The following is a 22412-nucleotide window of genomic DNA, read 5'->3' as shown; positions in this document are numbered from 1 at the left end:
CATGATCAAACCATTTTTTCTGATAGTTCTAAGTGCATTATTCATCAGTATCACGGCATTTTCTCAAAATGACTCCGGTTTGGTATTGAGTCTGGATGATGCAATTTTACATGCCGTGGAAAATCACCCCGTGCTGGAACAATACAGGAACAGTGGGGATATGGTCAACTTTCAAATAAAATCCGTCCGTTCGGGATGGCTTCCCCAAGTGGGACTGAATGCGGATTACAACCGGTATTTTCAACAACCTGTGGCCATTTTCCCGGATTTCAATGATCCTGAATCCGGGCGCTTTCAGGAGGTGCGGACCGGTGTCCCCCATAATGCAAGCCTCAATTTCAGCGCGGAACAAAGCCTGGTCAACAACGAATTGTTTCGCATCAATGCACAGTCTTCTTCCTTAAAAAAACAAGCCTTACAATCCTATGAGGAAAGCAAAATAGAAGTCGTTGTCGGCGTGAGCAAGGCTTTTTATGAAGTCCTTCTTGCTGAAGAACAGATGAACCTGGCCAAGGGAGACTTGGTGAGACAGGAAAAACAGTTGAATGATGCCCAACTCCAGTTTGAAGCAGGTATGACGGATAATATAGACTACAAAAGAGCCATGATTGCCATCCAGAACACCCAGGGTTTACTCTATCAGTATCAGGAAGATTACCAGGCTAAAATCACCCAGTTAAGATATTGGTTGGGTTTGGAAAAGGATGTCCCTGTGGAATTACAGGTTGATTATGAATCTCTTGAAAGCCAATTGGTAACAGATACCCTATCCGGAGTGAGTGTAGCGGAAAGAATAGAATACCAGTTGCTGGAAACCCGCCACTCCATCCAGGAGTCTGAAATACATTATCAGAAAAGACGGTTTCTTCCTTCCCTTACCGCATTTTATAATTACAACATCCTGTTTTTAAGTCCGACGGGAAGGTCCCTTTGGGATCAGTCATACCCTTTTTCCCTTATCGGATTAAGATTGAATTACCCTATTTTTCTCGGAGGCCAGAGACACTATGACACCAAAGTGGCCGCACTGGAGGCACGGAACTTGGAGTTGGAACAGCAAAATTTTGTGCTTCAGGCTGCCAATGAAACCCAGGAGGCCCTGAGTGCCTACAAGAGCAGCCTTTACCAACTGAGAATACAAAACAAAACGAAAGAACTGGCGGAGGAAATATACAACACCATCTCTCTTCAATATGAGCAGGGCATTAAGAATTTTCTGGAGGTCACTGTGGCGGAAACCGACCTGAAAACCGCCAGAATCAACTACCTGCGTGCTTTGTTCAATGTGCTGGAAAACAAACTGGATCTTGAGAAAGCAAGAGGAGAAATTAAAACCGACTACTAAATGAAAAACTATCTTTTTATCTTTTTTCTGGTTTCCGTCTCTGCCTGTGATCAGGAGAAGAAAACTGAAAATGACTTGCTCACCGTTACCGTGGAACCTGTAAAAAAAGAAACCGTGTACCTCGAAGATACCTATCCCGCGTCAACCATTGCCCTTCAGGAAGTGGAGCTTCGTGCAGATGTATCAGGCTATGTTACCAACATCCTGTTTGATGATGGTCAGCGGGTAAAGAAGGGACAATTACTTTATGAAATCGATAAAAGCCGCTACCAGGCCCAGATGGATCAATCACATTCCAATCTGAGAATCGCCAAAGCCAATTATGACCGTGTGCAACGGGATGTAAAAAGATACGAAATGCTCAAAGAGGGCAACGCCATTGCGGGGCAGGTCTATGACAATGCCTTAACCGACCTGAACAATGCGGAACAGGAAATGATTGCTGCTCAAGCCGCCGTGGATGATGCCATGACCAATCTCCGGTACGCTGATATCAAGGCTCCTTTTGACGGTACCATAGGATTTTCGGCCGTGAGGTTAGGAGCGCTAGTAAATCCCGGCCAAACCCTTCTCAATGTGGTCTCTGCCGATGATCCGATGGGTGTGGATTTCTATGCCGCTGAAAGCGACCTCTATCATTTTCAGGGTCTTGTCGGGAATGCGGAAGTGCTGAAAGATTCGGTTTTCACGATAGCCCTGCCCGGCGGCGTCCGTTATCCGTTTCCTGGAAAAATTGAAAACATAGACCGCGCCGTAGACAGGGGTACCGGCACCATCATGATCAGACTTGCCTTTCCCAATCCGGAGTTAACCTTAAAACCGGGACTCAGTGCTACGCTGATGGTCCGTACAAAATCCGGAGAAAGCGCTATTACCATCCCCCAAAAGGCGAAAACAGAAAGAATGGGCGAAACCTATGTATTTGTGGTCCATGAAGATACCGTCAAAGAACAGCGGATCAAAATGGGAAGAAGAATAAGGGACCGTGTGATCGTTGAGGAGGGGCTGGCAGAAGGACAGGAAGTAGTGACCAGCGGTATCCAAAAGGTCACCGAGGGCGAAAGGGTACAAATCAAAAAAGAAAGCACAGAATGATCTCATCTGTTTTTATAAGGAGGCCCAACACCGCCATTGTCATCTCCCTTTTCATCTTGCTTTTGGGAACTTTGGCCATTGTCAACCTCCCCGTTGCACAATATCCGAACATCACCCCGCCTGTGATACAGGTCACCGCCACCTATACGGGAGCAGACGCGGAAACCATTGAACAGACCGTGGCCACACCCTTGGAGACCCAGATCAACGGAACGCCGGGGATGGCCTACATAGAAAGTACCAGCAGCAATGAGGGTACCATGACCATCAACATCACCTTTGAAGTAGGTACCGATATCGATGTCGCAGCGGTGGAAGTACAAAACCGCATCAACGTGGCAGAAGCATCACTTCCGGAGGAAGTCAGAAGGCTCGGCATTACCATCAGAAAAAGAAATCCAAGTCTTTTGATGATCGTATCTCTTTTTTCGCCCGAGGGCACGCATGGGATCGATTTTTTAAATAACTACACCAATATTTACGTGAAAGATGAGCTGCTGAGGGTCCCGGGGGTGGGAGACATTTTTACAAGAGCCGAAGATTTCAGTATGAGGGTTTGGCTGCAACCGGATAAGCTGTTTCAGCTGGGGATATCGGCGAATGAAATTATCAGCGCGCTCCGGGAACAAAATATCCAGGTTGCCGCCGGCGCACTGGGAACCCCGCCGCAGAAAGATTACCAGGCCTTTGAATACACACTTTTCACTAACGGACAACTCAGCACCGAGGAGGAATTTGAAAACATCATCATAAAAACAGCGGAAGAGGGGCAACAGTTGGTCTACCTGAAAGACGTGGCAAGAGTGGAATTGGGCAGGTTTGATTATGCCACCAATAATTTCACGGATGGCCATCCGGCAGCTTATATCATCGTCTTTCAAACGCCTGAAAGCAATATTCTGGAGACGGAGGAAGGGATCATCAACACCATGGAAAGGATCAAGAAAAATTTTCCTCCGGATGTGGATTATGTCATTCCCTTCGAGTCAGCTTCGGTGGTGAGGGTTTCCATATGGGAAGTGGTCAAAACACTCATCCTGGCCCTGTTGCTCGTTTCTTTGGTGGTGTTTGTTTTTCTCCAAAACTGGCGGACCACCCTGATACCCATTCTGATCATTCCCGTTTCCATCATCGGCACGTTTGGTTTGTTTATCCCTTTGGGTTTCTCTATCAACAACCTCACGCTTTTCGGTTTTGTTTTGGCCATCGGGATCGTAGTGGACGATGCCATCGTGGTGGTGGAAGCCACCATGGGTTATATGGAAAAAGAAAAACTAAAGGCCAAAGAGGCAGTCACCAAAGCCATGAAAGACATTTCAGGTCCGGTGGTGGCCATGTCTCTGATCGTGGCCTCCGTATTTATCCCCGTAGGCTTCATACCCGGCATCGTGGGCAGGTTATACCAGCAGTTTGCCATGGCCATAGCGGCTTCCGGGCTCATATCCGGCTTTGTGGCACTTTCCCTCACTCCTGCCCTCTGCTCGCTGATCCTGAAACCCACAAAAGAGGAAAAAGAAAAAAAAGGCTTGAACTTTTTATTTTATTGGTTCAACACAAAATTTGATTCCCTCAGCAAGAAATATGACCGCAGTATCAAAAAAAGCTTCGCCAATGCAAAATACTTCGTGGTGGGACTGGTAATCCTGGCTGTGGGGATCATCTTGCTGTTTAATCAAAAACCAACCGGTTTTATTCCCAACGAAGACGAAGGCAGGCTGTTCATTACCTATGAACTCCCCGAAGGCGCTTCCACTTCCCGGAGTCTGGAAACCATCCGCCGGCTGATGGAAATACTGCAACAGGAGGAAGACATCTACCATTTCACCGCGGTCACCGGATTGAATGCCATCAACTTTTCCAGTAAGTCCAATAGTGGCACCGTATTTTCACAGCTCAAACCCTGGGACCAAAGGACCGGAAAGGGGCAGCACGCATTTGAAATCAGAGACAGGCTGCTGGATGAGCTCCGCCAAAAGTTACCCGAAGCCAACATCGTTATTGTCGCTCCTGCTGCGATCCCGGGACTGGGAAGCACATCGGGATTCACAATGGTCCTTCAGGATCTGGTGGGTACTTCTGATATACAGGCGTTCGAAACGGAAGTGAAGAGCTTTGTGTCCACCATTAACCAATCTGACGAAGTTGACAACGCGTTCAGCTTTTTCAGCGCCTCCACACCTTCCTACAGACTCAACCTGGACCGGCAAAAAACCGCCCGGTTGGGGGTGAATATCGGTGAGGCTTTCGCTACCATCCAAACCTATTTAGGAAGCATATACGTCAATGACTTCATACTTTATGGCAGAAATTTCCGGGTAGTGGCCCAGGCTGATACGGCTTATCGGGAAGATCTGACTTCGCTAAAGCACTTTTTTGTCCGCAACAATACCGGCGGCATGATACCGGTCAGTAATCTGGTGCAAACCGAAACGGTCCTGAATGCTCCTTTGATAAGTCATTATAACCTTTTCCGGTCCAGCACCATCAACGGCGACGCGGCTCCGGGCTATAGTTCCGGTCAGGCCATCGAAAAACTGACTGAACTCGCGAATGCCCACCTTCCCAGTGGCTACAGCTATGAGTTTTCGGGTGTAAGCCGGGAAGAAATCAAATCCGGTGGAAGCACAGTGGTTATTTTCCTGCTTTCCATTGTTTTTGTATTTCTGTGCCTTACTGCCCTGTACGAAAGCTGGTCCGTTCCCTTTTCCGTGCTTCTGGCGGTTCCCACCGGGGCGTTCGGCGCCATCCTTACCCTGCTAATGTTTCCCTCCCTGACCAATAACGTCTATGCCCAGATTGGTCTGCTTACCCTGATAGGACTCGCTGCCAAAAATGCCATCCTGATAGTGGAGTACGCCAAAAAAAGAGTGGATCAGGGGGTTCCCATCAAAAAGGCCGCTAAAATGGCTGCTAAACTCAGACTGAGGCCGATCCTCATGACTTCCTTCGCGTTCATTCTCGGCGTGTTGCCGCTTGCTTTTGCCACCGGAGCGGGGTCGGTCGCCCGCAAGACCATCGGCTGGACCGTGTTTGGCGGAATGATCACCGCCACATTCATTACCATCTTTCTGGTCCCCGTGCTTTTTGTGCTGATCAGCAGAATGGCCTATAGCAAACGTGAACTTGAAGCGCTGAAAGCTGTGCGAAAAGAATCCGGGCAGTAACCGATATGGCGCTTAACCTAAGTTTCTTCGCCAACTATCGAAGATTGTAAACAGCAGCAAAACCCGTATAGCGGGTGGCTTATTATATACCCGAAATTAACTAACCTTAAGAACCCGCGGAGCGGGCCAATATATTGTAGCCGGGGATGACAATCCCCGGCCCCCATGAAACGGATGCTAAAGGATTTTGGCGTGTGTTTTTGCGGGGAAACCGAGCAAAAACCATGACAAAATCCAACGGAATTGAAAATCACATGAAGCAACGTCAACCGAACTCAAATTTCCCGGAACCGATGGCTTGAACCGACCATCGACGCGATCTGCTGTGGCCAGCCGAAGTTTTTTGTCCACGAATTCCTCTAATTTCCACGGATTTATTCCTAGCCTGAGTCCGATGCCACTATTCAGGATGCTAAACAGCAGCAAAACCCGCGGAGCGGGTGAATATATTGTAGCCGGGGATGACAATCCCCGGCCCCTATGAAACGGATGTTACAGGATTTTGGCGTGTGTTTTTGCGGGGAAACCGAGCAAAAACCATGACAAAATCCAACGGAATTGAAAATCACATGAAGCAACGTCAACCGAACTCAAATTTCCCGGAACCGACGGCCTGAACCGACCATCGACGCGATCTGCTGTGGCCAGACGAAGTTTTTTGTCCACGAATTCCTCTAATTTCCTCCGATTTATTCCTAGCCTGAGTCCGATGCCAACTATCGAAGATTGTAAACAGCAGCAAAACCCGCGGAGCGGGCGAATATATTGTAGCCGGGGATGACAATCCCCGGCCCCTATGAAACGGATGTTACAGGATTTTGGCGTGTGTTTTTGCGGGGAAACCGAGCAAAAACCATGACAAAATCCAACCGTAATCGGAAATTATATGCAACAACGTCAACCGAACTCAGATCCTTAAAAGAAAAAAATAGTTATACTTAATCGCAAAAATATCCGGTCATTCTTTATCCACAATCATCACGGATTTGACCAATACCATAGAAGTCATAAAATAGCCAAGAACCCTCCCGGAACCCTGCGCCACCTCAATATTTGACTTGGGGTTTTCCGGTGGCGGACTGAATAGCCCACCATCATTGAAAAGCAGATTGACCATCTGCTCCAGGTACTCATAAGCATCCCTGTTCAGCCGGTACAATTCGAGTTTCACCCTGTCATTTTTCTTGAACGAAAAAGCGCTCAACTCAAATCCGCTATTAAGGATGGAGGTCCCGAAGGAGTCGTCGAACAAAAAATAATCCGACCGCCGATTGAGCAACGTATCGTTCCGGCTAATCCTCAATCTATAGTAATTGTTGTCCGAAAAAGGGATTTTACCGTACAGAGTAAGGTAATACCCTTCCCTTCGGAATATCCTTTCCGGTTCATATTGATAGGTGATGCTGTCCAAAACCGGAGGTTCCAACGTCCTCCCGGTAGAAACATACAGATTATCCTCCAATTCTACTTCAAGCCTGTAATCATGCCCCACCTGTGCAGTCCTCCCATTCACGGCAATATAGTGCCCCAGACTTCCCACATACCTGAGCTCTATGGTCTGCCCCGTGGTTTCATCCACAATCCGGACTTCTGCATCGGAGATAGTCTCATTTGGCAAGGTATCGTAATAATCCCTGGAATAAGAAACAACAACCCTGTTTACGGAATGGGTGTCTGTCCAAATTGCTTCTATCACAGGGATTTTGTCCGTGTTTCCCAAGTCCAGCAGGACCTCTTCCTGACAGGACCATAAAAACAAACATACCCACCATATGTGATAACCATTTCTCATGTCAAAACTCAAAATTATAAGTAACCGATGGCAATATCCCAAATAAATAGGTCATGATAACGCCAGGCCTGACCGATTCTATTTCCTGTCCAGGACCAGGGGCAAAATTTATCTGATCATTATAAATATCGGTAAACTGGTAAGAAAACGGGTTGGTTCTGTTATAAAGATTGTATATACTGAAGTTCCAGCTTCCTTTCCACCACCTCCCTTTATCCTTGTTTTTCAAAGTGACAGCAACATCCATGCGGTGATAGTCCGGGAACCTGTCCTCATTTCTTCTGGGCCCATACAAGGGTAACCGTTGATAATCCAGCTTGTAGGAGCCTATTGGAAAAGTAACCGCCACCCCGCTGGTGTATATAAAAGTACCGGATACCCGTACCCGCCTGCTCAACTGATGGTTCAACACCAAACTTACGTCATGGGGTCTGTCAAATCGCGGGTTATAAGGTTCATTTTCATTGATCCCGGCAATTTTCCGGAAAACCCTGGACCAGGTATAACTCAGCCATCCGGTAGTGTTGCCTATGTTTTTCCGTAATAAAAACTCTACGCCATAAGACCACCCAATACCGGAAAGCATCTCCGTTTCCACATTGTCATTGAAGAGCATAGTCGCTCCTTGTTTCAGGTCTACGATGTTGTCAAAATCCTTGTAATACCCTTCCAAAGAAAGCTCCCATTGATTCTGATGCAGGTTTTTGAAAACACCCAGGGAAAACTGGTCACTTTTGATAGGCCGGATGTACCTGCCTGCCGGCACCCACCTGTCAATGGGAAGGCCGGCCGAACTGTTTGTCGCTATCTGTATATATTGATAGTTGCGGTTATAAGCCCCTTTTAAAGACAACCCCTCCCCCATCAGGTACCTGAAAGCCACACGGGGTTCTATGCCCTGATAATGCTGCATACGTTGGGGGAAACGGTAGTCCAAAGTATCCCTTATGCTGCCGTTGCCAATGGGGTCATCTTCGTCATAAAGATAATCCACACCTCTTCCTATCTGTTGGTATTGACTCCAGCGAAGCCCTGCCTCCAGGCTTACCTTCGGTCCTGCATTGAAAATCCCGGAAATAAACACATTGTTTTGTAAGCCTGTCCGCGGATTGGTATTGATTTCTTCTATTTCACTGCCTTCGGCGGGTGCAAGATTAATCGGAGCAAAATGGTACAATTGGCTGTGGACTCCGGCCCTGATTTCCGTAGCGTCATCAGCTAACCAGGTCAGCTGTCCCCTAAGCCCCGTTTCCGAAAAATTGTTGCTCCAGTCAAACCCGCTGTCCTCATCGGAAAAAGCGATGAGGTAGTTATAATGGGTCCTGTAGGCCGCCACATCAAAGAAGGTCCTTTCATTGATGTTCCTGTCCCAGTTAAAGGAACTGATCCAATTGGCCCAGCCCAATCCAAACTGCCCGTTGAGACCCAAATAATCGGCACCATAGTAAGAGGACAATGTGAATTTATCCTTTTCACCCTTCCGCCACATCAACTTACCACTCAGATCATAAAAATACAGGCTGTTGTTCCTTATATTTTCATTGGAAGAAAGGCCGAGAAAAATGTCAGCATAAGTCCTGCGGCCTGAGACAACAAAAGAAGAATTTTCGGAAAAAAGAGGACCATCCACCGTCACCCTTGAGCTGATGGAACCGATTCCTCCCTCTCCCCGTATCTTTTGGGTATTCCCCTCCTTTAATGATATATCTATCAGCGAGGAAAGTCTGCCGCCGTATTGGGCCGGGATGTTGCCTTTGTACAACTGCACATCATGCAATGCGTCCGGATTGAACACGGAAAAGAACCCAAAAAAATGCGAGGGGTTGAAAATAGGTGCCCCATCTATCTGTATCAGGTTCTGATCCGCCGATCCTCCCCGGATAAAAAGTCCTGTGGTACCTTCACCGGCTGTATTCACTCCAGGCAGCAGCTGTATACCCCTCAGCAAATCCACCTCACCAAATAAAGCCGGAATACTTTTCAGTACACTGGCTGAAATCGTGTTTTTACCAATCTCTGTGCTGACCACATGGTGATCTTCCCTTTTGTCGGAAACCACCACTTCATCTAACGATATCTCCTCCGGACTAAGGAAGAACTTCAGCTCCTTATCCCATTCCTTGTCCGTAATCTGCCTCCTGCTTTCCCCGTAACCCACGAATTTTATCACCAAAAGACGGGGCAGTTGATCTGTTTTTATCATAAAAAAACCGGCGGTGTCAGTGACCACAACGTTTTGGCTTTCACCTTCCCAATAAACCGTGGCTCCGGGCAGCGGATCATCCGAAACCCTGTCCTTGACTATTCCCCTGATGGCATTGTTTTCCTGTCCAAAGCTTTGGGGAAGGTATAAAAAAACAAGCATAACCGGGAGATATACAATGACGGCTGATTTCATGTGTTTATAATTTTCTTTCAGCGGCCACATGCTTGCGTGCCGTAATGCAATTCAGCATGCAGGCATGGAATTTCGCATGTTGGATAATCATCCCTCCGTGTGTCGCTCGCGTCATGCTCGATTTCATGCCATAAAATTAATCAAATAATACGGGTAACCAGCGGGGTTGTCGGGACGCTGTATGTAGGCCTGGCCCACGCCATTCACTTAGATAACGGATGTTCTAAAAAAAGGGTTAATAAAACTTTTCAATAATTATCCCGTATTTATTCCGTTTTGAGTATAAATATTTAATTTCAAGGCATGATTTGGGCATATACCGACAACCGGCTTATTGTAATTTTAACAGCAGTTTTCATTATACTGTATGCATTGTACCTAGTCCGCTTCTGGAAAATCAACCAAAAGCTGAAAGTGAGGAAAAGAAGACTTGTCTGGAAAATGATGCTCCGAAGTCTTTATTTTCTGTTGTTCTTGGTGGCGCTGGCGGGCCCGTCCATAGGAAGTGCCATGAAAGAAATCAAGCAGGAAGGCAAGGATATTTTTTTGGCGCTTGACCTCTCCCAATCCATGAATGCCCAGGATATCAGCCCCAGCAGGTTACAGCGCATCAAGTTTGAATTGAAAAATCTGGTGAAGAACTTCAGCTCAGACCGGATAGGTATCATTATCTTTTCCTCTGAAGCCTTTATCCAATGCCCCCTCACTTTTGATCAGAATGTGATCCAGTTGCACTTGGACGGCCTGAATACCAACCTTGTACCCAATTATGGGACAGACATAGCGGCCCCCCTTAACCTTGCTTACGAGAAGTTCCAGGCTGATGAAAGTCCGGAACCCAAGTCGAAAGCCATTATCCTTATCAGTGATGGGGAGGATTTCGGAGAAAATCTAAGCGGTACACTCAGCAAACTCGCCGATGAAGGAATCAGAGTATTCAGCCTCGGGGTGGGTACTGAGACCGGCACTTCCATTCCACGCGGCAGCAGTGTGGTGATGGATCCCAAATCCAACAGGCCCGCCGTTACAAGACTGGAAGCATCTAATCTGAAAATGATCGCCAACGAAACCAGCGGTGAATATTTTGAACTCAGCGATATTTCCCAGGAAATACCCCAGCTCATCAATGCGGTGGAAAAGCTGGAGGGCACGGTAATGGCCAGCAGAATGGTAGAGGCCTCTGCTAACAAATACTTCTATTTCCTGCTTGCCGCATTGATATTGGCCATGATCGATATGATGTTGCCGGTAAGAACGTTGTCCATATAAAAGACCCCCAATTAAAATAATGCTACTGTCCAAATACATATTAGTGGTTTTGCTCTTTCTGCCCAGTTCCTGGAAACAAATTGCCCAAAAGAATCAGACCATCAGGGAAGCCGAAAGAGCATATGCTGAAACGGATTTTGAGGCCTCTGTAAGACAGCATTTGGCCCTGATTTCGGAACATGATATGAATACGCCCCAGGCCCGGTTTAACCTGGCCCTGAGTTATCAGAACAACGGGCAGGAGGAGGAGGCAAAAAAGACCTATGAGGAACTGATACGGGCAAGCCACCCCCATATCCCCTCCTTCGCTGCCAACCAACATGGGGTGCTGTTAGGAAGGGATGAAGCTTACCGGGAGGCCCTCTCCTATTTCAAGACGGCTTTGCTGAAAAACCCTGACAATGAGGTGGCCAGGTACAATTACGAACTACTCGCCAGATGGCTGGAGCAAAATCAGGATGAACAGCAAGATGAAAAATCGGATCAGGAGGACAGCATCCAACCTTCCAATTATGCCAAAAGAATGAAAGCCCAGGCAGACGAAATGGTGGACCAGTTCAGGTTCAGGGAAGCTTTGGAGATTATGAACAGGGCTTTGGAAATAGATGAAACTGTTTCTTATTATCAGGGGTTTATAAATAACCTGGGAGATATCAATGAAATCGATGCAAATTAAACACCTATTTTATACCCTTATGATGTCGCTTCTGGTGTGTAGCGCGCAAGCTCAGACGCAGGGCGACTATTTCAACAGGGCCGCCAAGCAGTATGTCAATGAAGACCTGCCGGGCACCGGCCAGATCCTGGCTGAAGGGCTACAGAAATACCCCGAGGATCCTAAGTTGAATGCGCTGCTTGAGAAGCTGAAGCGGGACGAAGAAGACCAGAAGAAAAAGGATCAGCAAAACCAGGAACAGGACCAGGGGGATCAACCCCAGGATCAGCAGGAGCAGGACAGCGAGGAGCAAAAAGACGGGGAAGGTGACGAACAAACCGATGAAGACGGAGCGGATGAATCGGATGAAATGGAAGAACAGCGGGGTGAACAATCCCAGCAGGACGAGCAATCTGAGGATCCCAGCAGCATGGACAGCGACCTGAGTGAAAGGGAAAAAGCCATGGAAGAACTGCGCCAACGATTGGAAGAAATGAACATCACGCCCGAACAGGCAGAACAGATCCTGGATGCCATGAACAGCAATGAATTGCAGTATATCCAGCAAAACAGAAAAAAACCGACTCAGCGACCTGCCAGAGGACTTCCTGACTGGTAAAATCCTTTGGGCACCGCCTATAAACCCATAACTTTAAATGACTGCCATGATGAAAGAAGTATGTATCTTATCAGCTGTAAGAACGCCCTTGGGAAGTTATGGCGGCAATTTGTCAGGACTGACGGCTATAGAACTCGGAGGCATTGCCATTAAAGCCGCATTGGAAAAAGCGGGAATAAATGAAAAAGAGGTGCAGGAGGTCATGATGGGGAATGTGCTGTCGGCCAACCTCGGGCAAGCCCCGGCCCGGCAGGCAGCCATCAAAGGCGGAATAGGATATGACGTCCCCTGTACCACCATCAACAAAGTATGTGCATCCGGCATGAAGGCGGTCATGTTTGCCGCCCAATCCATCATGTGTGGCCAACAGGATGTCATTGTGGCAGGAGGCATGGAAAGCATGAGCAATGTGCCTTTCTATATCCCAAAAGCAAGGTTCGGATACAAATACGGTTCCGGTGAACTCGTAGATGGATTGGCCAAAGACGGCCTCCATGAGGTTTACTACAATTTCCCAATGGGCAACTGCGCCGAGAATACTTCCAGGCAAAAAAATATAAGCAGGAGTGAACAGGACAATTATGCCATCCAATCTTATAAAAGGGCCGCTGAAGCTTGGAGCAAAGGGTATTTTAAAGAGGAAGTCATTCCTGTCGAAATCCTAGGAAGGAAAGGGGAAATACTGAGTATCAATGAGGACGAGGAATACAAAAGAGTGGATTTTGAAAAAATCCCCTCCCTGAAACCCGTATTTGACAAAGAAGGCTCGGTTACTGCTGCCAATGCTTCGACCATGAATGACGGCGCCGCAGCGTTGGTGCTCATGAGCAGGGAAAAGGCGGAAGCTCTGGGAGCAAAGCCCATTGCCGTGATCAGAGGCTTTGCCGATGCGGCCCAGGATCCCATTTGGTTCACCACGGCCCCGGCATTGGCCATTCCAAAAGCCTTAAAAAATGCCGGCCTTGAACAAAAAGATGTGGATTTCTTTGAAATCAACGAAGCTTTTGCCGCTGTAGCCATCGCCAATCAAAGGGAACTTGGCATCGATATGGAAAGACTTAACCTTTTTGGAGGAGCAGTTTCCCTTGGCCACCCTTTGGGATGTTCGGGGGCAAGGATACTGGCCACACTTTATTCTGTATTGAAGCTCAGGGATGGAAAAATCGGGGTGGCCGGAATCTGCAACGGTGGCGGTGGAGCCTCCGCCATGGTCATCGAAAGATCCGGAAATTGAAGCTCAGGGATGGGAACAACAACTTATATATCAACAATTCCTGAAAAAATGATCAGACCCCATATCTTTTTCCTGTGGCTTGCCCTTTTCTGTTTTAATCCGCAAGCGTTTTCTCAGGAATTGAAAACCAACTATTATGACGAGGAAGAAACCCTGGTCAAGGAAATCTATGAAACATCGGAGGGCCTGCCCCACGGAACGTACAAACGGTACAATGAAGAGGGGTTATTATTCCAGACAGGACAATTTAGCCATGGAAAAAAGGAAGGTGCTTTTGTGGATTTTTTTCCCGGCACCCGGGATACTGCCCGTGTTATTTTCTATCAGGAAGATCTGATAAGGGGTACAGCCACTTCTTACCATAAAAATGGGGAAGTGGCCCAGTTGGCAAGTTATGAAGGCGGAAAGATCACAGGCAAGGTAAAGACTTTTTACGAAAACGGCACGGTCAAAAGCATCACCGAATTCAAAGAGAACCAACCCCATGGCGAACATGTGGCCTATTTTGAAAACGGCAACAAAAAAGAAGAGGTCCATTTCGAAAACGGCCTCTTGAACGGTCCCGAAAAAAAGTATGATGAAAACGGGCAGCTTATTTCCTCGATGACCTATAAAAACGGCCAACCGGAAGGCCTGCAAACCACCTATTATCCGGAAGAGACCAAAGCCTCCGATATTCACTATAAAGAAGGGGTGAAACACGGAAAATTTACCAGGTATTTTGAAAACGGCCAAGTGGAAACTGAAGGGAACTACCGCCGGGGATTGGCCGACGGTGCTTTTGTTTCTTATTATGAAGACGGACAGATTGCTGAAACCGCTGCCTTCAAGAGAGGCCGGCCTATCGGGGAAACCATCAGTTACTACCCCGATGGAAAGGTCAGGGAAAAGACCCGCTACAATAAAAAAACAGGGCATCCCGAGTCTGAAATAAGCTTTCACGAGGATGGGTCCGTGTTGAAAGAAGTTGCTTTTAGAGAGGGAAAGGCGCATGGCCAGACAAAAACTTTCTATCCCAACGGGCAGATCCATGAAATTATTCCTTTTTACTATGGGACGCCCGAAGGTAAATACTTAAAATATGATCAGAACGGTGAACTGGTCCTCGAAAGGGTCTTTAAAAAAGGCAGACAGATAGCCGAAACCCAACACCGTTAAAAATCCTGCCAAAAAAGACCTTATAACCAAGGCCTTTTTATATTTTTGTGATGCTATTATTAATAACTTAATTTATGAGGAAAGGCATTAAAGAAACTGATTTCCGATTTCCGGGACAAGCAGGTTTTTACAAAGGAAAAGTCAGGGATGTATATATTTTTGAGAAAAAACTGGCCGTAGTGGCCACTGACAGGATATCCGCATTTGATGTGGTACTCCCGGCCGCCATTCCCTACAAAGGGCAGGTCCTCAATCAGATTGCCTACCATTTTCTGACCGCCACCTCAGATATCGTCCCTAATTGGGTGATTTCCTCCCCCCACCCTAACGTCACTATCGGCAAAAGGTGTGAACCTTTCAAAGTGGAGATGGTCATCAGGGGCTACTTGGCAGGACATGCCTGGAGGGAGTACAAAGCGGGAAAAAGAACGCTCTGCGGTGTCCAGCTCCCGGAAGGTTTAAAAGAGAATGATCCCCTGCCATCCCCCATCATCACACCTACCACCAAAGCAGACGAAGGACATGACGAAGACATCTCCAAAGCCGAAATCCTTGCAAAAGGGATAGTAAGTGAAGCGGATTATGCCTTACTGGAAAAGTACACTTTTGACCTGTTTAAAGCAGGAACTTCGATGGCACAGGACAAAGGTCTGATTCTGGTGGATACCAAATATGAATTCGGCAAATACGGGGATGAGATACTGCTTATTGACGAAATCCACACCCCCGATTCATCGCGTTACTTTTACCGGGAAGGATATGCCCAACGGCAACAGGCAGGACAGCCCCAAAAACAGCTGTCCAAGGAGTTTGTCAGGCAGTGGTTGATAGAAAACGGATTCCAGGGCAAAGAGGGCCAAAAAATCCCCGTGATGAACGAGGAGATTGTCGAAAGCATTTCCCAAAGATACGTGGAGCTTTACGAAAACATCACCGGAAAGACCTTTGTACCAGGTGAAAACGAAAATATTTCCGGAAGAATCGAACAGGCAATCCTGGATCACATTTAATTTCTTCCCGGATTTTGGCAGCAACAGAATTTTATCCTAATTTTAAAAACAGTTCCCGTCACTGACCGATGACCGAGATGATTTTGTTCCCGGTCAAACGGGCGTCCAACAGAAAACAATACTAAAATGAAATATACAGTAGATAAAAAGGAGCAATTCGTAATATTCACTATGCTGGAGGAAAAACTCGATTCCACCCTGTCTCCCCAACTCAAATCCGAGTTGCTGACCGTGCATGCGGAAGGATACAGGAACCTCATTTTGGATATGAGTCAGGTAAAATACGCCGATTCCAGCGGATTGAGTGCTTTGCTCGTAGGAAACAGGACTTTTAGTGAAGACGGCGGGATTTTTATCATTTCATCACTTCAGGAACATGTGTTAAAACTCATCAAAATCTCCATGTTAGATATGGTACTTAAGGTGGTGGATAACAATGAGAAAGCTGCTGAGGCCATATTTATCCACGAGATCGACAGTGATGATACGAAGGAAGAAGAGTAGACCATCGATAGGATTTGGATTTTAGCGTCACTATCCTTGGTTCCAACTCTGCTGCCCCTGCTCATGGCAGAAACCAGTCTTCCCAGTTGGTAAATTGGGGCAACCATTATTTTTTGGTGGACTGTGGAGAGGCTACGCAGCATCAGCTTCGCAAATACAAAGTCAAATACGGGCGCATTGACCACATTTTCATTTCCCATTTGCATGGGGATCATTATCTGGGGCTGATGGGCCTGATCTCCACTTTCCATCTCAACAACCGGGAAAGGGAACTGAGAATCTACGGCCCAAAAGGGTTGGATGAAATCATTACCGTGCATCTGCGGTATTCCCAAACCCGCTTGAAATTCCCGCTGACTTTTCATCCAGTCACCCACGATGGGAAAAATTCCCTTTTGGATCTTGGCGATATGGAAGTGTACAGCTTTCCTTTGCAGCACCGCATTCCCTGCACAGGATTTTTATTTGCAGAAAAGGGCCGTCCGGTAAAACTGATAAAGGAAAAGATAATAGCCTATAAACCTGGCTTGGAAGCAATCAAAACCCTTCTAAAGGGAAAGGACGTCAGGAATCTTAAAGGGGAAATCATCTATAAAGCGGAAGATTTTTGCAGGTTCCTGCCCAATAGAAGTTATGCTTACTGCTCAGATACCATCTATGATCCCAAATTGATTCCTTACATCAAAAACGTGGACTTGCTTTATCATGAGGCTACCTTTATGGCAGCCGAAAGGGACAGAGCCATCCAGACCGGCCATAGTACCACCGAGGAGGCGGCGGACATCGCCCGGACCGCCAACGTCAAAAGATTATTGCTGGGCCACTATTCCGTAAGGTATAGCGACCTTCAGACATTATTGGAAGAAGCCAGAAATATTTTTGCGCCTTCATTTTTAAGCGAAGAAGGCATGTCTTATATCATCAGATAAATGGAAACCAACAACAAAATATTCCAATCAAAAAAAACCAACCTTTTCATTATCCTTTGTGGTATATTCCTTACCAATGCCATTCTTGCCGAAATCATTGGGGTGAAAATTTTTTCCGGAGAGATGACCCTGGGATTTGAGCCTGTGGGCTGGACTTTTTTCAATAATTACATACTTGATTTTAACCTGACTGCCGGAGCGGTGATTTGGCCCGTTGTGTTCATCACCACAGATATCATCAATGAATACTATGGAAAAAAAGGGGTCAGGAAAATAAGCTTCATTACAGCAGGATTCATCGCCTATATCTTTATTGTCATCGCGCTTGTCACGCAGCTCCCACCTGCCGGGTTTTGGCTGGAAGTCAACGCCCAGGATAATGACGGCAATCCTTTTAACATCGATTACGCCTTCAATACGATTTTCAGGCAAGGATTGGGGATCATCATCGGCTCCCTGGTGGCCTTTTTGCTGGGACAGCTCTTGGATGTATTTATTTTTCAAAAGCTAAGGAAAATCACCGGCGCAAAAATGATCTGGCTCAGGGCCACGGGGTCCACCCTGGTGTCCCAGCTTATAGATTCCTTTGTGGTATTAGGCATCGCTTTTTATGTTTTCGGCAACTGGTCGATTCAGCAGATCGTCGCGGTGGGCATTATCAATTATATCTACAAATTTACGGTGGCCATTGTATTGACCCCCCTATTGTATGTAGGACATGGTCTCATTGACAATTACCTGGGCAAGGATATTTCAAAGAAAATGACCGAGGAAGCGGCCACAGACACTTCTTTCATATAGCACCATCCTGCTTGAGCTGAGTCCGGCCCTGGTTATCGAAAATTTTAAACAGCAACAAAACCCGCGTAGCGGGTGAAAAATACTGTACCCGGGGATTGTCATCCCCGTATCTTATGGACGGGGTTTTACAGGATTTTGGCGTGCGTTTTTGCGGGGAACCAAGCAAAAACCATGACAAAATCCAACCCCAACGGACAATCATACACAGTAACGTCAGTCAAAGCCGGATTGCTTACTTCCCAATTTCTCCGCTAAAACACTTCCGATGATCAGTTGAAGCGTATGATACAACATCAACGGCAACAGAACCACCCCAAAAACAATGGGATCCGGAAACAGGATTTTTCCCATGACCGCACCTTGCACCAACGACTTCTTCGAACCACAAAAGAGCACCGTAATGCTGTCTTCCCTGTTAAACGAGAGCCATTTTCCCAAAGCATACATTACCGCCAGCATGAAAACAAACAACAACAACATCAAAGCACCCAATCCCAAAAGGTCTGAAACCCGTTGCCCCTGAAACATTTGCTGCCCAAATGACTGGGCAAACGCCGAAAAAACAATCAATAAAATAATCGTCTGGTCAAAGTTCTTCAATATCTTATTGTATTTCAACACAAACGAACCAAGATGCTTGTGCAAAAAGAACCCCACCACAACAGGGAAAAACACCTGCTTTATCAGCTTGATAAAGGTATCAATCAATTCAAAATCCACCTGCGAGGTACTCATAAAGAGTTCCATCCACACCGGTGTGATGAAGATCCCTACGATACTGGATATGCTGGCATTAAAAATCGCCGCGGGGAGATTTCCCCCCGCTATGGATACCATCACCACAGATGAGGATACCGTGGAAGGCAAGGCAGCCAGATAAAAAGTCCCCAGCCAGAACAGTGATCCGTCCTTACCCCATAAAAAATTAAAAATCAGGATAACAAGTGGAAAAACCAGAAAAGTAGTGGACTGTATCAACAGATGCAGCCGCCAATTTGACATCCCCAGCTTCAAGGTTTCCGGACTTATTTTTACGCCATAAAAAAAGAAAATGAAGGACACCCCATAATAAGTCACCTCATCCAAGGGAATGGTATTGTCCGGTGAACCCCATTCCGGAAAAAGATACGCGAGAAGAATGGTGAACAACAACAATAGAAAGAAGGTATTGAGCCCTACCTTATTTAATTTCTTACTTATGGAAGACATGGATTACAAAATTTAAGCAAACAGATTAGGATAATCCGCCCATCCGCCGGAAATTATCACACAAAACGGCTGTGGCAATCGCGACATTCAGAGACTCCGCCCGGCCGAAGGAGGGTATGGTTACCTTTTGGCTGACAAAGGGCTCAAGTCCGGGGGAAATGCCCTTTGATTCATTGCCCACCAGTATAATACCTTCCGGCTCGATGTCAAGAGAATGAATGCTTTTACCCTCCAAAAAAGCCCCATAGACCGGCAATTCAATAGCGCTTAACACCGGTTCAAGGGAGACATATTGAAAAGATACCCTCGAGAAAGATCCCATGCTGGCGTTCAATACTTTGGGATTGTAAAAGTCGGCGCATTGCTGGGACAGATAGAGTTTCCTGATGCCATACCAATCCGCAATGCGGATAATGGTCCCTAAATTACCCGGATCCCTTACCTCATCAAGAGCAAGCGCCAATTCCCCTTTCTCAACCTGAAGGGGGGCATCAGGTTTGATTCTGGCCACTGCCAGTGCATAATCATTGCTGGAAAAAGACCCTGTGGCGACCAAGACGGCTTCAGTGGTTTCATATTTTTGGCCCCCACAGGAACGGACCAGGTCAGGGTATTCACTTTTAAACCGCGGGGTATAAAGTAAATAAATACATTCAAAATCTGATTGCAGCAATTCCGTTACATTTTTAGCACCCTCTACAAAAAAAGCATTTTCTTGTTTACGGAATTTTTTCTGTTGCAAGGATTTAATAAACTTAAGCGTATTTTTGCCTAGCATTAGCCCATGAGTGTTGTAGTGAATAAAGTCAAATATATAAACTTTCTTTTTTCCATCCTTTTACTGTCTGGTTGTTCCCTAACGAGAGGATTAAAAGACGGTGAATATTTGCTTTATGAAGTAAACATCAAGGGGGTAGACCGGAGTAACAATGAGTCTGTCAGAAACCTCATCCAGCAAAAACCCAATACCCGGATTCCTATCCTGAACGTTTCGCCAGGGGTCTTGATATATGACATCGGAAAATTGACCTATGACAGTGTCAGGATTGCGGACAGAAAAACAGAGTTGGAAAAGGAAAGGGAACAGTTGGTCCAACTCATCACCGGTGAGAAAGCCACCAAAAGACATACCAAACGTTATGACAAAATCGTCTCCCAAATAAACACCCTTGAAAGAAAGCTGGAGTATGGCAACTGGTTCATGAGGACCGGGAACCCAAAGACCATCTATGACAGTGTGCAGACGTTGGAATCTGAAAGACAGATCCGGTTTTACCTGATGAACAACGGTTTTTTTGAAGCTGAAGTAAGCACGGAGGTATCCCGCCGCAAAAAAAAGATTTTTCTTACCTATCTGATCAACGAGAACGACCCGTATCTGATAGACAGTACTTTCAGCAGGTCCGATGATGACGCGATCTACAAATTATTGGATAGATACAAGGATGCCTCACTCATCAAACCGGGAAAACGGTACAGCCAGTCAGATCTGACCAAAGAGAGGCAAAGGGTAGAAGACGCCCTCAAAGACAATGGCTACTATACTTTTTCCAAATCCTATATCGAATACAACGTATACAAGGATTCCCTGGAGAAAAAAGTCACCATCGAACAGTTGATCCGAAAACCCGAAATCGGCGAAAGACATAAAGTATATACCATCGACTCCATGACTTTTACCATTGCCAGTCCCACCGATGTGATTTCGGATGAACGTGTACAAACGGAACTGGATGGCATCCACTTCACCATGTATAGGGACCGTTATGCAGAAAAAATCATCAACTCCAGGATTTTCCAGCGCAAGGGAGATACCTATAACCGGACGGATGTCATCGAAACCCAGCGTCAACTGGCGAACCTGGACATCTTCCGTTTTGTGAACATATCATTTGACACACTTGGGAGCAGCATCACCACTAAAATCTTCACCCGGCCCAACCAGAAATACCAGATAACCAACCAATTGGGCGCAAGCGTCACGGAACAGCTACCGGGCCCATTTTTCAGTCATTCGCTGAGAAACAGAAATCTTTTCAGGGGACTGGAAATATTTGAATTTAATTTCAGGGCCGGCTTGGAGGGGGTGGCTTCCGCCACCACCGAAGGGGGAGTGTACCGGAGCCGCGAATTGAGTGCTTCAGGTTCCATCATCTTTCCGCAGTTTTTGGTGCCTTTTAATTTTGGTGCCTTGGAAAAATTCGGGCGCTATAATCCGCGCACCAGGTTGCTCCTGGGTTACAGTTATGTCAATCGCCCGGAATACGTGCGGGACGCCTTGAATACCATCATCGCCTATAACTGGGCCACGAGAAACATGAGGCAGCAATTTTCCATCAACCTTCTGGATGCCAACCTTATCCGGTCTTCATTGCACCCTATGTTTCAGGAGAGGCTGGAGGACCTGCAGAATCAGGGAAATAACCTGATCAATTCCTTTTTGCCTTCCTATGTGGGCAGCGTTTCAGGCCAGGTCATCATCAACTTCAACCAATATGGCCTCTATCAAAGAAACCGTGCCTCGCTTTGGAGGATTTTTGCGGAAAGCGGGGGCAGCACCTTTAATTTATACAGCCCGGAAGTCTTCGGAGAGCGCAACCTGAAATACTTCCAGTTTCTGAAATTCCAGTCCGATTTCAGAAGATATGTACCTTTGAACAACAGAAGTACTTTTGCCTACAGGCTTAACGTAGGTCTGGCAAAGCCTTATGGCATCAGCGAAGGGGTCCTTCCTTACGAAAAATATTTCTTCGCCGGCGGCTCCACGAGCATCCGGGCCTGGCAGCCGAGGCGGCTGGGACCGGGAAGCTTTACACCGGAACGCCGGGAAGACGGTACGTTCGATTACCGCTTTGAGCAGCCGGGTGAGATTCTCTTTGAAAGTATGTTTGAATACCGGCGGAAATTATTCGGCTATTTTGACGGGGCTTTTTTCATAGATGCCGGCAATACCTGGACATTTGAACCCGACCCTACCCGTGAGGGAACTGATTTCAGGGTCGATAGATTTTATAAAGAGATTGCCGTAGGCACCGGCCTCGGTTTGAGGATGGACTTTGAATTTCTGGTACTCAGACTGGACATGGGAATCAAAGCGTACGACCCCGCAAGACCTGAAGGCGAAAGGTTCGTCCTGGACAATATTTCCTTCAGCAGGCCATTCGGGGAAAGAGGGCAACAGGTGTTCAACATCGGCATTGGGTATCCTTTTTAAGCACATTGAATCAACC

17 protein-coding genes are annotated in these 22412 nt (G+C 46.7%); 13 read left to right on the top strand and 4 right to left on the bottom strand.

Annotated features, from left to right (window positions below; all coding sequences use genetic code 11):
* The first annotated feature begins 1 nt into the window (after position 1).
* Genes ACFPFU_RS23120 through ACFPFU_RS23110 form a run of 3 tightly spaced genes read left to right on the top strand, consistent with a single transcriptional unit; the run spans position 2 to position 5604 of the window.
* Entirely contained in the window at positions 2-1345 is a 1344-nt protein-coding gene (locus ACFPFU_RS23120; protein WP_377068636.1) for a TolC family protein, read from the top strand.
* A complete protein-coding gene (locus tag ACFPFU_RS23115) occupies positions 1346-2440 on the top strand; it encodes an efflux RND transporter periplasmic adaptor subunit (RefSeq protein ID WP_377068635.1) in 1095 nt (364 codons plus the stop codon).
* Positions 2437-5604, top strand: coding sequence for an efflux RND transporter permease subunit (locus tag ACFPFU_RS23110; RefSeq protein WP_377068633.1), 3168 nt, complete (start codon positions 2437-2439; stop codon positions 5602-5604). The genes ACFPFU_RS23115 and ACFPFU_RS23110 overlap by 4 nt, the downstream gene beginning before the upstream one ends.
* Positions 5605-6562: 958 nt before the next feature.
* Here the strand turns inward: ACFPFU_RS23110 and ACFPFU_RS23105 are convergent.
* Together ACFPFU_RS23105 and ACFPFU_RS23100 are read right to left on the bottom strand one after the other, a co-directional pair.
* Positions 6563-7396, bottom strand: a complete 834-nt coding sequence (locus tag ACFPFU_RS23105) for a DUF4249 domain-containing protein (RefSeq protein ID WP_377068631.1) — start codon at positions 7394-7396, stop codon at positions 6563-6565.
* Between the two features lies 1 nt (position 7397).
* The gene (locus ACFPFU_RS23100; RefSeq protein WP_377068629.1) at positions 7398-9794 is read right to left on the bottom strand and encodes a TonB-dependent receptor; all 2397 of its coding nucleotides are present in this window, start codon (positions 9792-9794) and stop codon (positions 7398-7400) included.
* Positions 9795-10097: 303 nt separating this feature from the next.
* Between ACFPFU_RS23100 and ACFPFU_RS23095 the strand changes: the two genes are divergently transcribed.
* From ACFPFU_RS23095 to ACFPFU_RS23055, 9 genes are all read left to right on the top strand, one after another.
* Positions 10098-11063, top strand: coding sequence for a vWA domain-containing protein (locus ACFPFU_RS23095; protein WP_377068627.1), 966 nt, complete (start codon positions 10098-10100; stop codon positions 11061-11063).
* A gap of 19 nt (positions 11064-11082) precedes the next feature.
* The gene (locus ACFPFU_RS23090) at positions 11083-11739 is read left to right on the top strand and encodes a tetratricopeptide repeat protein (protein ID WP_377068625.1); all 657 of its coding nucleotides are present in this window, start codon (positions 11083-11085) and stop codon (positions 11737-11739) included.
* A complete protein-coding gene (locus ACFPFU_RS23085; RefSeq protein WP_377068623.1) occupies positions 11729-12337 on the top strand; it encodes a hypothetical protein in 609 nt (202 codons plus the stop codon). The genes ACFPFU_RS23090 and ACFPFU_RS23085 overlap by 11 nt, the downstream gene beginning before the upstream one ends.
* Positions 12338-12386: 49 nt before the next feature.
* A complete protein-coding gene (locus ACFPFU_RS23080) occupies positions 12387-13571 on the top strand; it encodes an acetyl-CoA C-acyltransferase (RefSeq protein WP_377068746.1) in 1185 nt (394 codons plus the stop codon).
* A 48-nt stretch (positions 13572-13619) separates the two neighbouring features.
* Positions 13620-14729, top strand: a complete 1110-nt coding sequence (locus ACFPFU_RS23075) for a toxin-antitoxin system YwqK family antitoxin (RefSeq protein ID WP_377068621.1) — start codon at positions 13620-13622, stop codon at positions 14727-14729.
* Between the two features lie 74 nt (positions 14730-14803).
* Positions 14804-15739 carry a phosphoribosylaminoimidazolesuccinocarboxamide synthase gene (locus ACFPFU_RS23070; RefSeq protein ID WP_377068619.1) on the top strand — a complete coding sequence of 312 codons (936 nt, stop codon included), beginning with the start codon at positions 14804-14806 and terminating at the stop codon, positions 15737-15739.
* 126 nt (positions 15740-15865) lie between these two features.
* Positions 15866-16243: an STAS domain-containing protein gene (locus ACFPFU_RS23065; RefSeq protein WP_377068617.1), complete on the top strand. Its 378-nt coding sequence runs from the start codon at positions 15866-15868 to the stop codon at positions 16241-16243.
* 14 nt (positions 16244-16257) lie between these two features.
* A complete protein-coding gene (locus ACFPFU_RS23060) occupies positions 16258-17172 on the top strand; it encodes a ribonuclease Z (protein WP_377068615.1) in 915 nt (304 codons plus the stop codon).
* Positions 17173-17973 carry a queuosine precursor transporter gene (locus ACFPFU_RS23055; protein ID WP_377068613.1) on the top strand — a complete coding sequence of 267 codons (801 nt, stop codon included), beginning with the start codon at positions 17173-17175 and terminating at the stop codon, positions 17971-17973.
* 213 nt (positions 17974-18186) lie between these two features.
* On the opposite strand, the gene ACFPFU_RS23050 is transcribed toward ACFPFU_RS23055, so the two are convergent.
* Both ACFPFU_RS23050 and ACFPFU_RS23045 read right to left on the bottom strand, forming a co-directional pair.
* Positions 18187-19182 (bottom strand): bile acid:sodium symporter family protein, encoded by a 996-nt coding sequence (locus tag ACFPFU_RS23050; RefSeq protein WP_377068611.1) that lies wholly within the window; start codon positions 19180-19182, stop codon positions 18187-18189.
* Positions 19183-19207: 25 nt separating this feature from the next.
* Entirely contained in the window at positions 19208-19960 is a 753-nt protein-coding gene (locus tag ACFPFU_RS23045; RefSeq protein WP_377068609.1) for a TrmH family RNA methyltransferase, read from the bottom strand.
* Positions 19961-19966: 6 nt separating this feature from the next.
* Between ACFPFU_RS23045 and tamL the strand changes: the two genes are divergently transcribed.
* Entirely contained in the window at positions 19967-22396 is a 2430-nt protein-coding gene (gene tamL / locus ACFPFU_RS23040; protein ID WP_377068607.1) for a translocation and assembly module lipoprotein TamL, read from the top strand.
* The last annotated feature ends 16 nt before the right edge of the window (positions 22397-22412 follow it).

The sequence above is a fragment of the Negadavirga shengliensis genome (assembly GCF_042652345.1).
GTDB lineage: Bacteria > Bacteroidota > Bacteroidia > Cytophagales > Cyclobacteriaceae > Negadavirga > Negadavirga shengliensis.
This window is presented reverse-complemented; position numbering and strand designations above follow the sequence as displayed.

Coding starts and splice junctions, on each gene's coding strand:
- ACFPFU_RS23070 (WP_377068619.1), top strand. CDS start 14,804: ATGAGGAAAGGCATTAAAGAAACTGATTTCCGATTTCCGGGACAAGCA.
- ACFPFU_RS23095 (WP_377068627.1), top strand. CDS start 10,098: ATGATTTGGGCATATACCGACAACCGGCTTATTGTAATTTTAACAGCA.
- ACFPFU_RS23075 (WP_377068621.1), top strand. CDS start 13,620: ATGATCAGACCCCATATCTTTTTCCTGTGGCTTGCCCTTTTCTGTTTT.
- tamL (WP_377068607.1), top strand. CDS start 19,967: ATGAGTGTTGTAGTGAATAAAGTCAAATATATAAACTTTCTTTTTTCC.
- ACFPFU_RS23055 (WP_377068613.1), top strand. CDS start 17,173: ATGGAAACCAACAACAAAATATTCCAATCAAAAAAAACCAACCTTTTC.
- ACFPFU_RS23045 (WP_377068609.1), bottom strand. CDS start 19,960: ATGCTAGGCAAAAATACGCTTAAGTTTATTAAATCCTTGCAACAGAAA.
- ACFPFU_RS23120 (WP_377068636.1), top strand. CDS start 2: ATGATCAAACCATTTTTTCTGATAGTTCTAAGTGCATTATTCATCAGT.
- ACFPFU_RS23090 (WP_377068625.1), top strand. CDS start 11,083: ATGCTACTGTCCAAATACATATTAGTGGTTTTGCTCTTTCTGCCCAGT.
- ACFPFU_RS23065 (WP_377068617.1), top strand. CDS start 15,866: ATGAAATATACAGTAGATAAAAAGGAGCAATTCGTAATATTCACTATG.
- ACFPFU_RS23085 (WP_377068623.1), top strand. CDS start 11,729: ATGCAAATTAAACACCTATTTTATACCCTTATGATGTCGCTTCTGGTG.
- ACFPFU_RS23100 (WP_377068629.1), bottom strand. CDS start 9,794: ATGAAATCAGCCGTCATTGTATATCTCCCGGTTATGCTTGTTTTTTTA.
- ACFPFU_RS23080 (WP_377068746.1), top strand. CDS start 12,387: ATGAAAGAAGTATGTATCTTATCAGCTGTAAGAACGCCCTTGGGAAGT.
- ACFPFU_RS23050 (WP_377068611.1), bottom strand. CDS start 19,182: ATGTCTTCCATAAGTAAGAAATTAAATAAGGTAGGGCTCAATACCTTC.
- ACFPFU_RS23105 (WP_377068631.1), bottom strand. CDS start 7,396: ATGAGAAATGGTTATCACATATGGTGGGTATGTTTGTTTTTATGGTCC.
- ACFPFU_RS23115 (WP_377068635.1), top strand. CDS start 1,346: ATGAAAAACTATCTTTTTATCTTTTTTCTGGTTTCCGTCTCTGCCTGT.
- ACFPFU_RS23110 (WP_377068633.1), top strand. CDS start 2,437: ATGATCTCATCTGTTTTTATAAGGAGGCCCAACACCGCCATTGTCATC.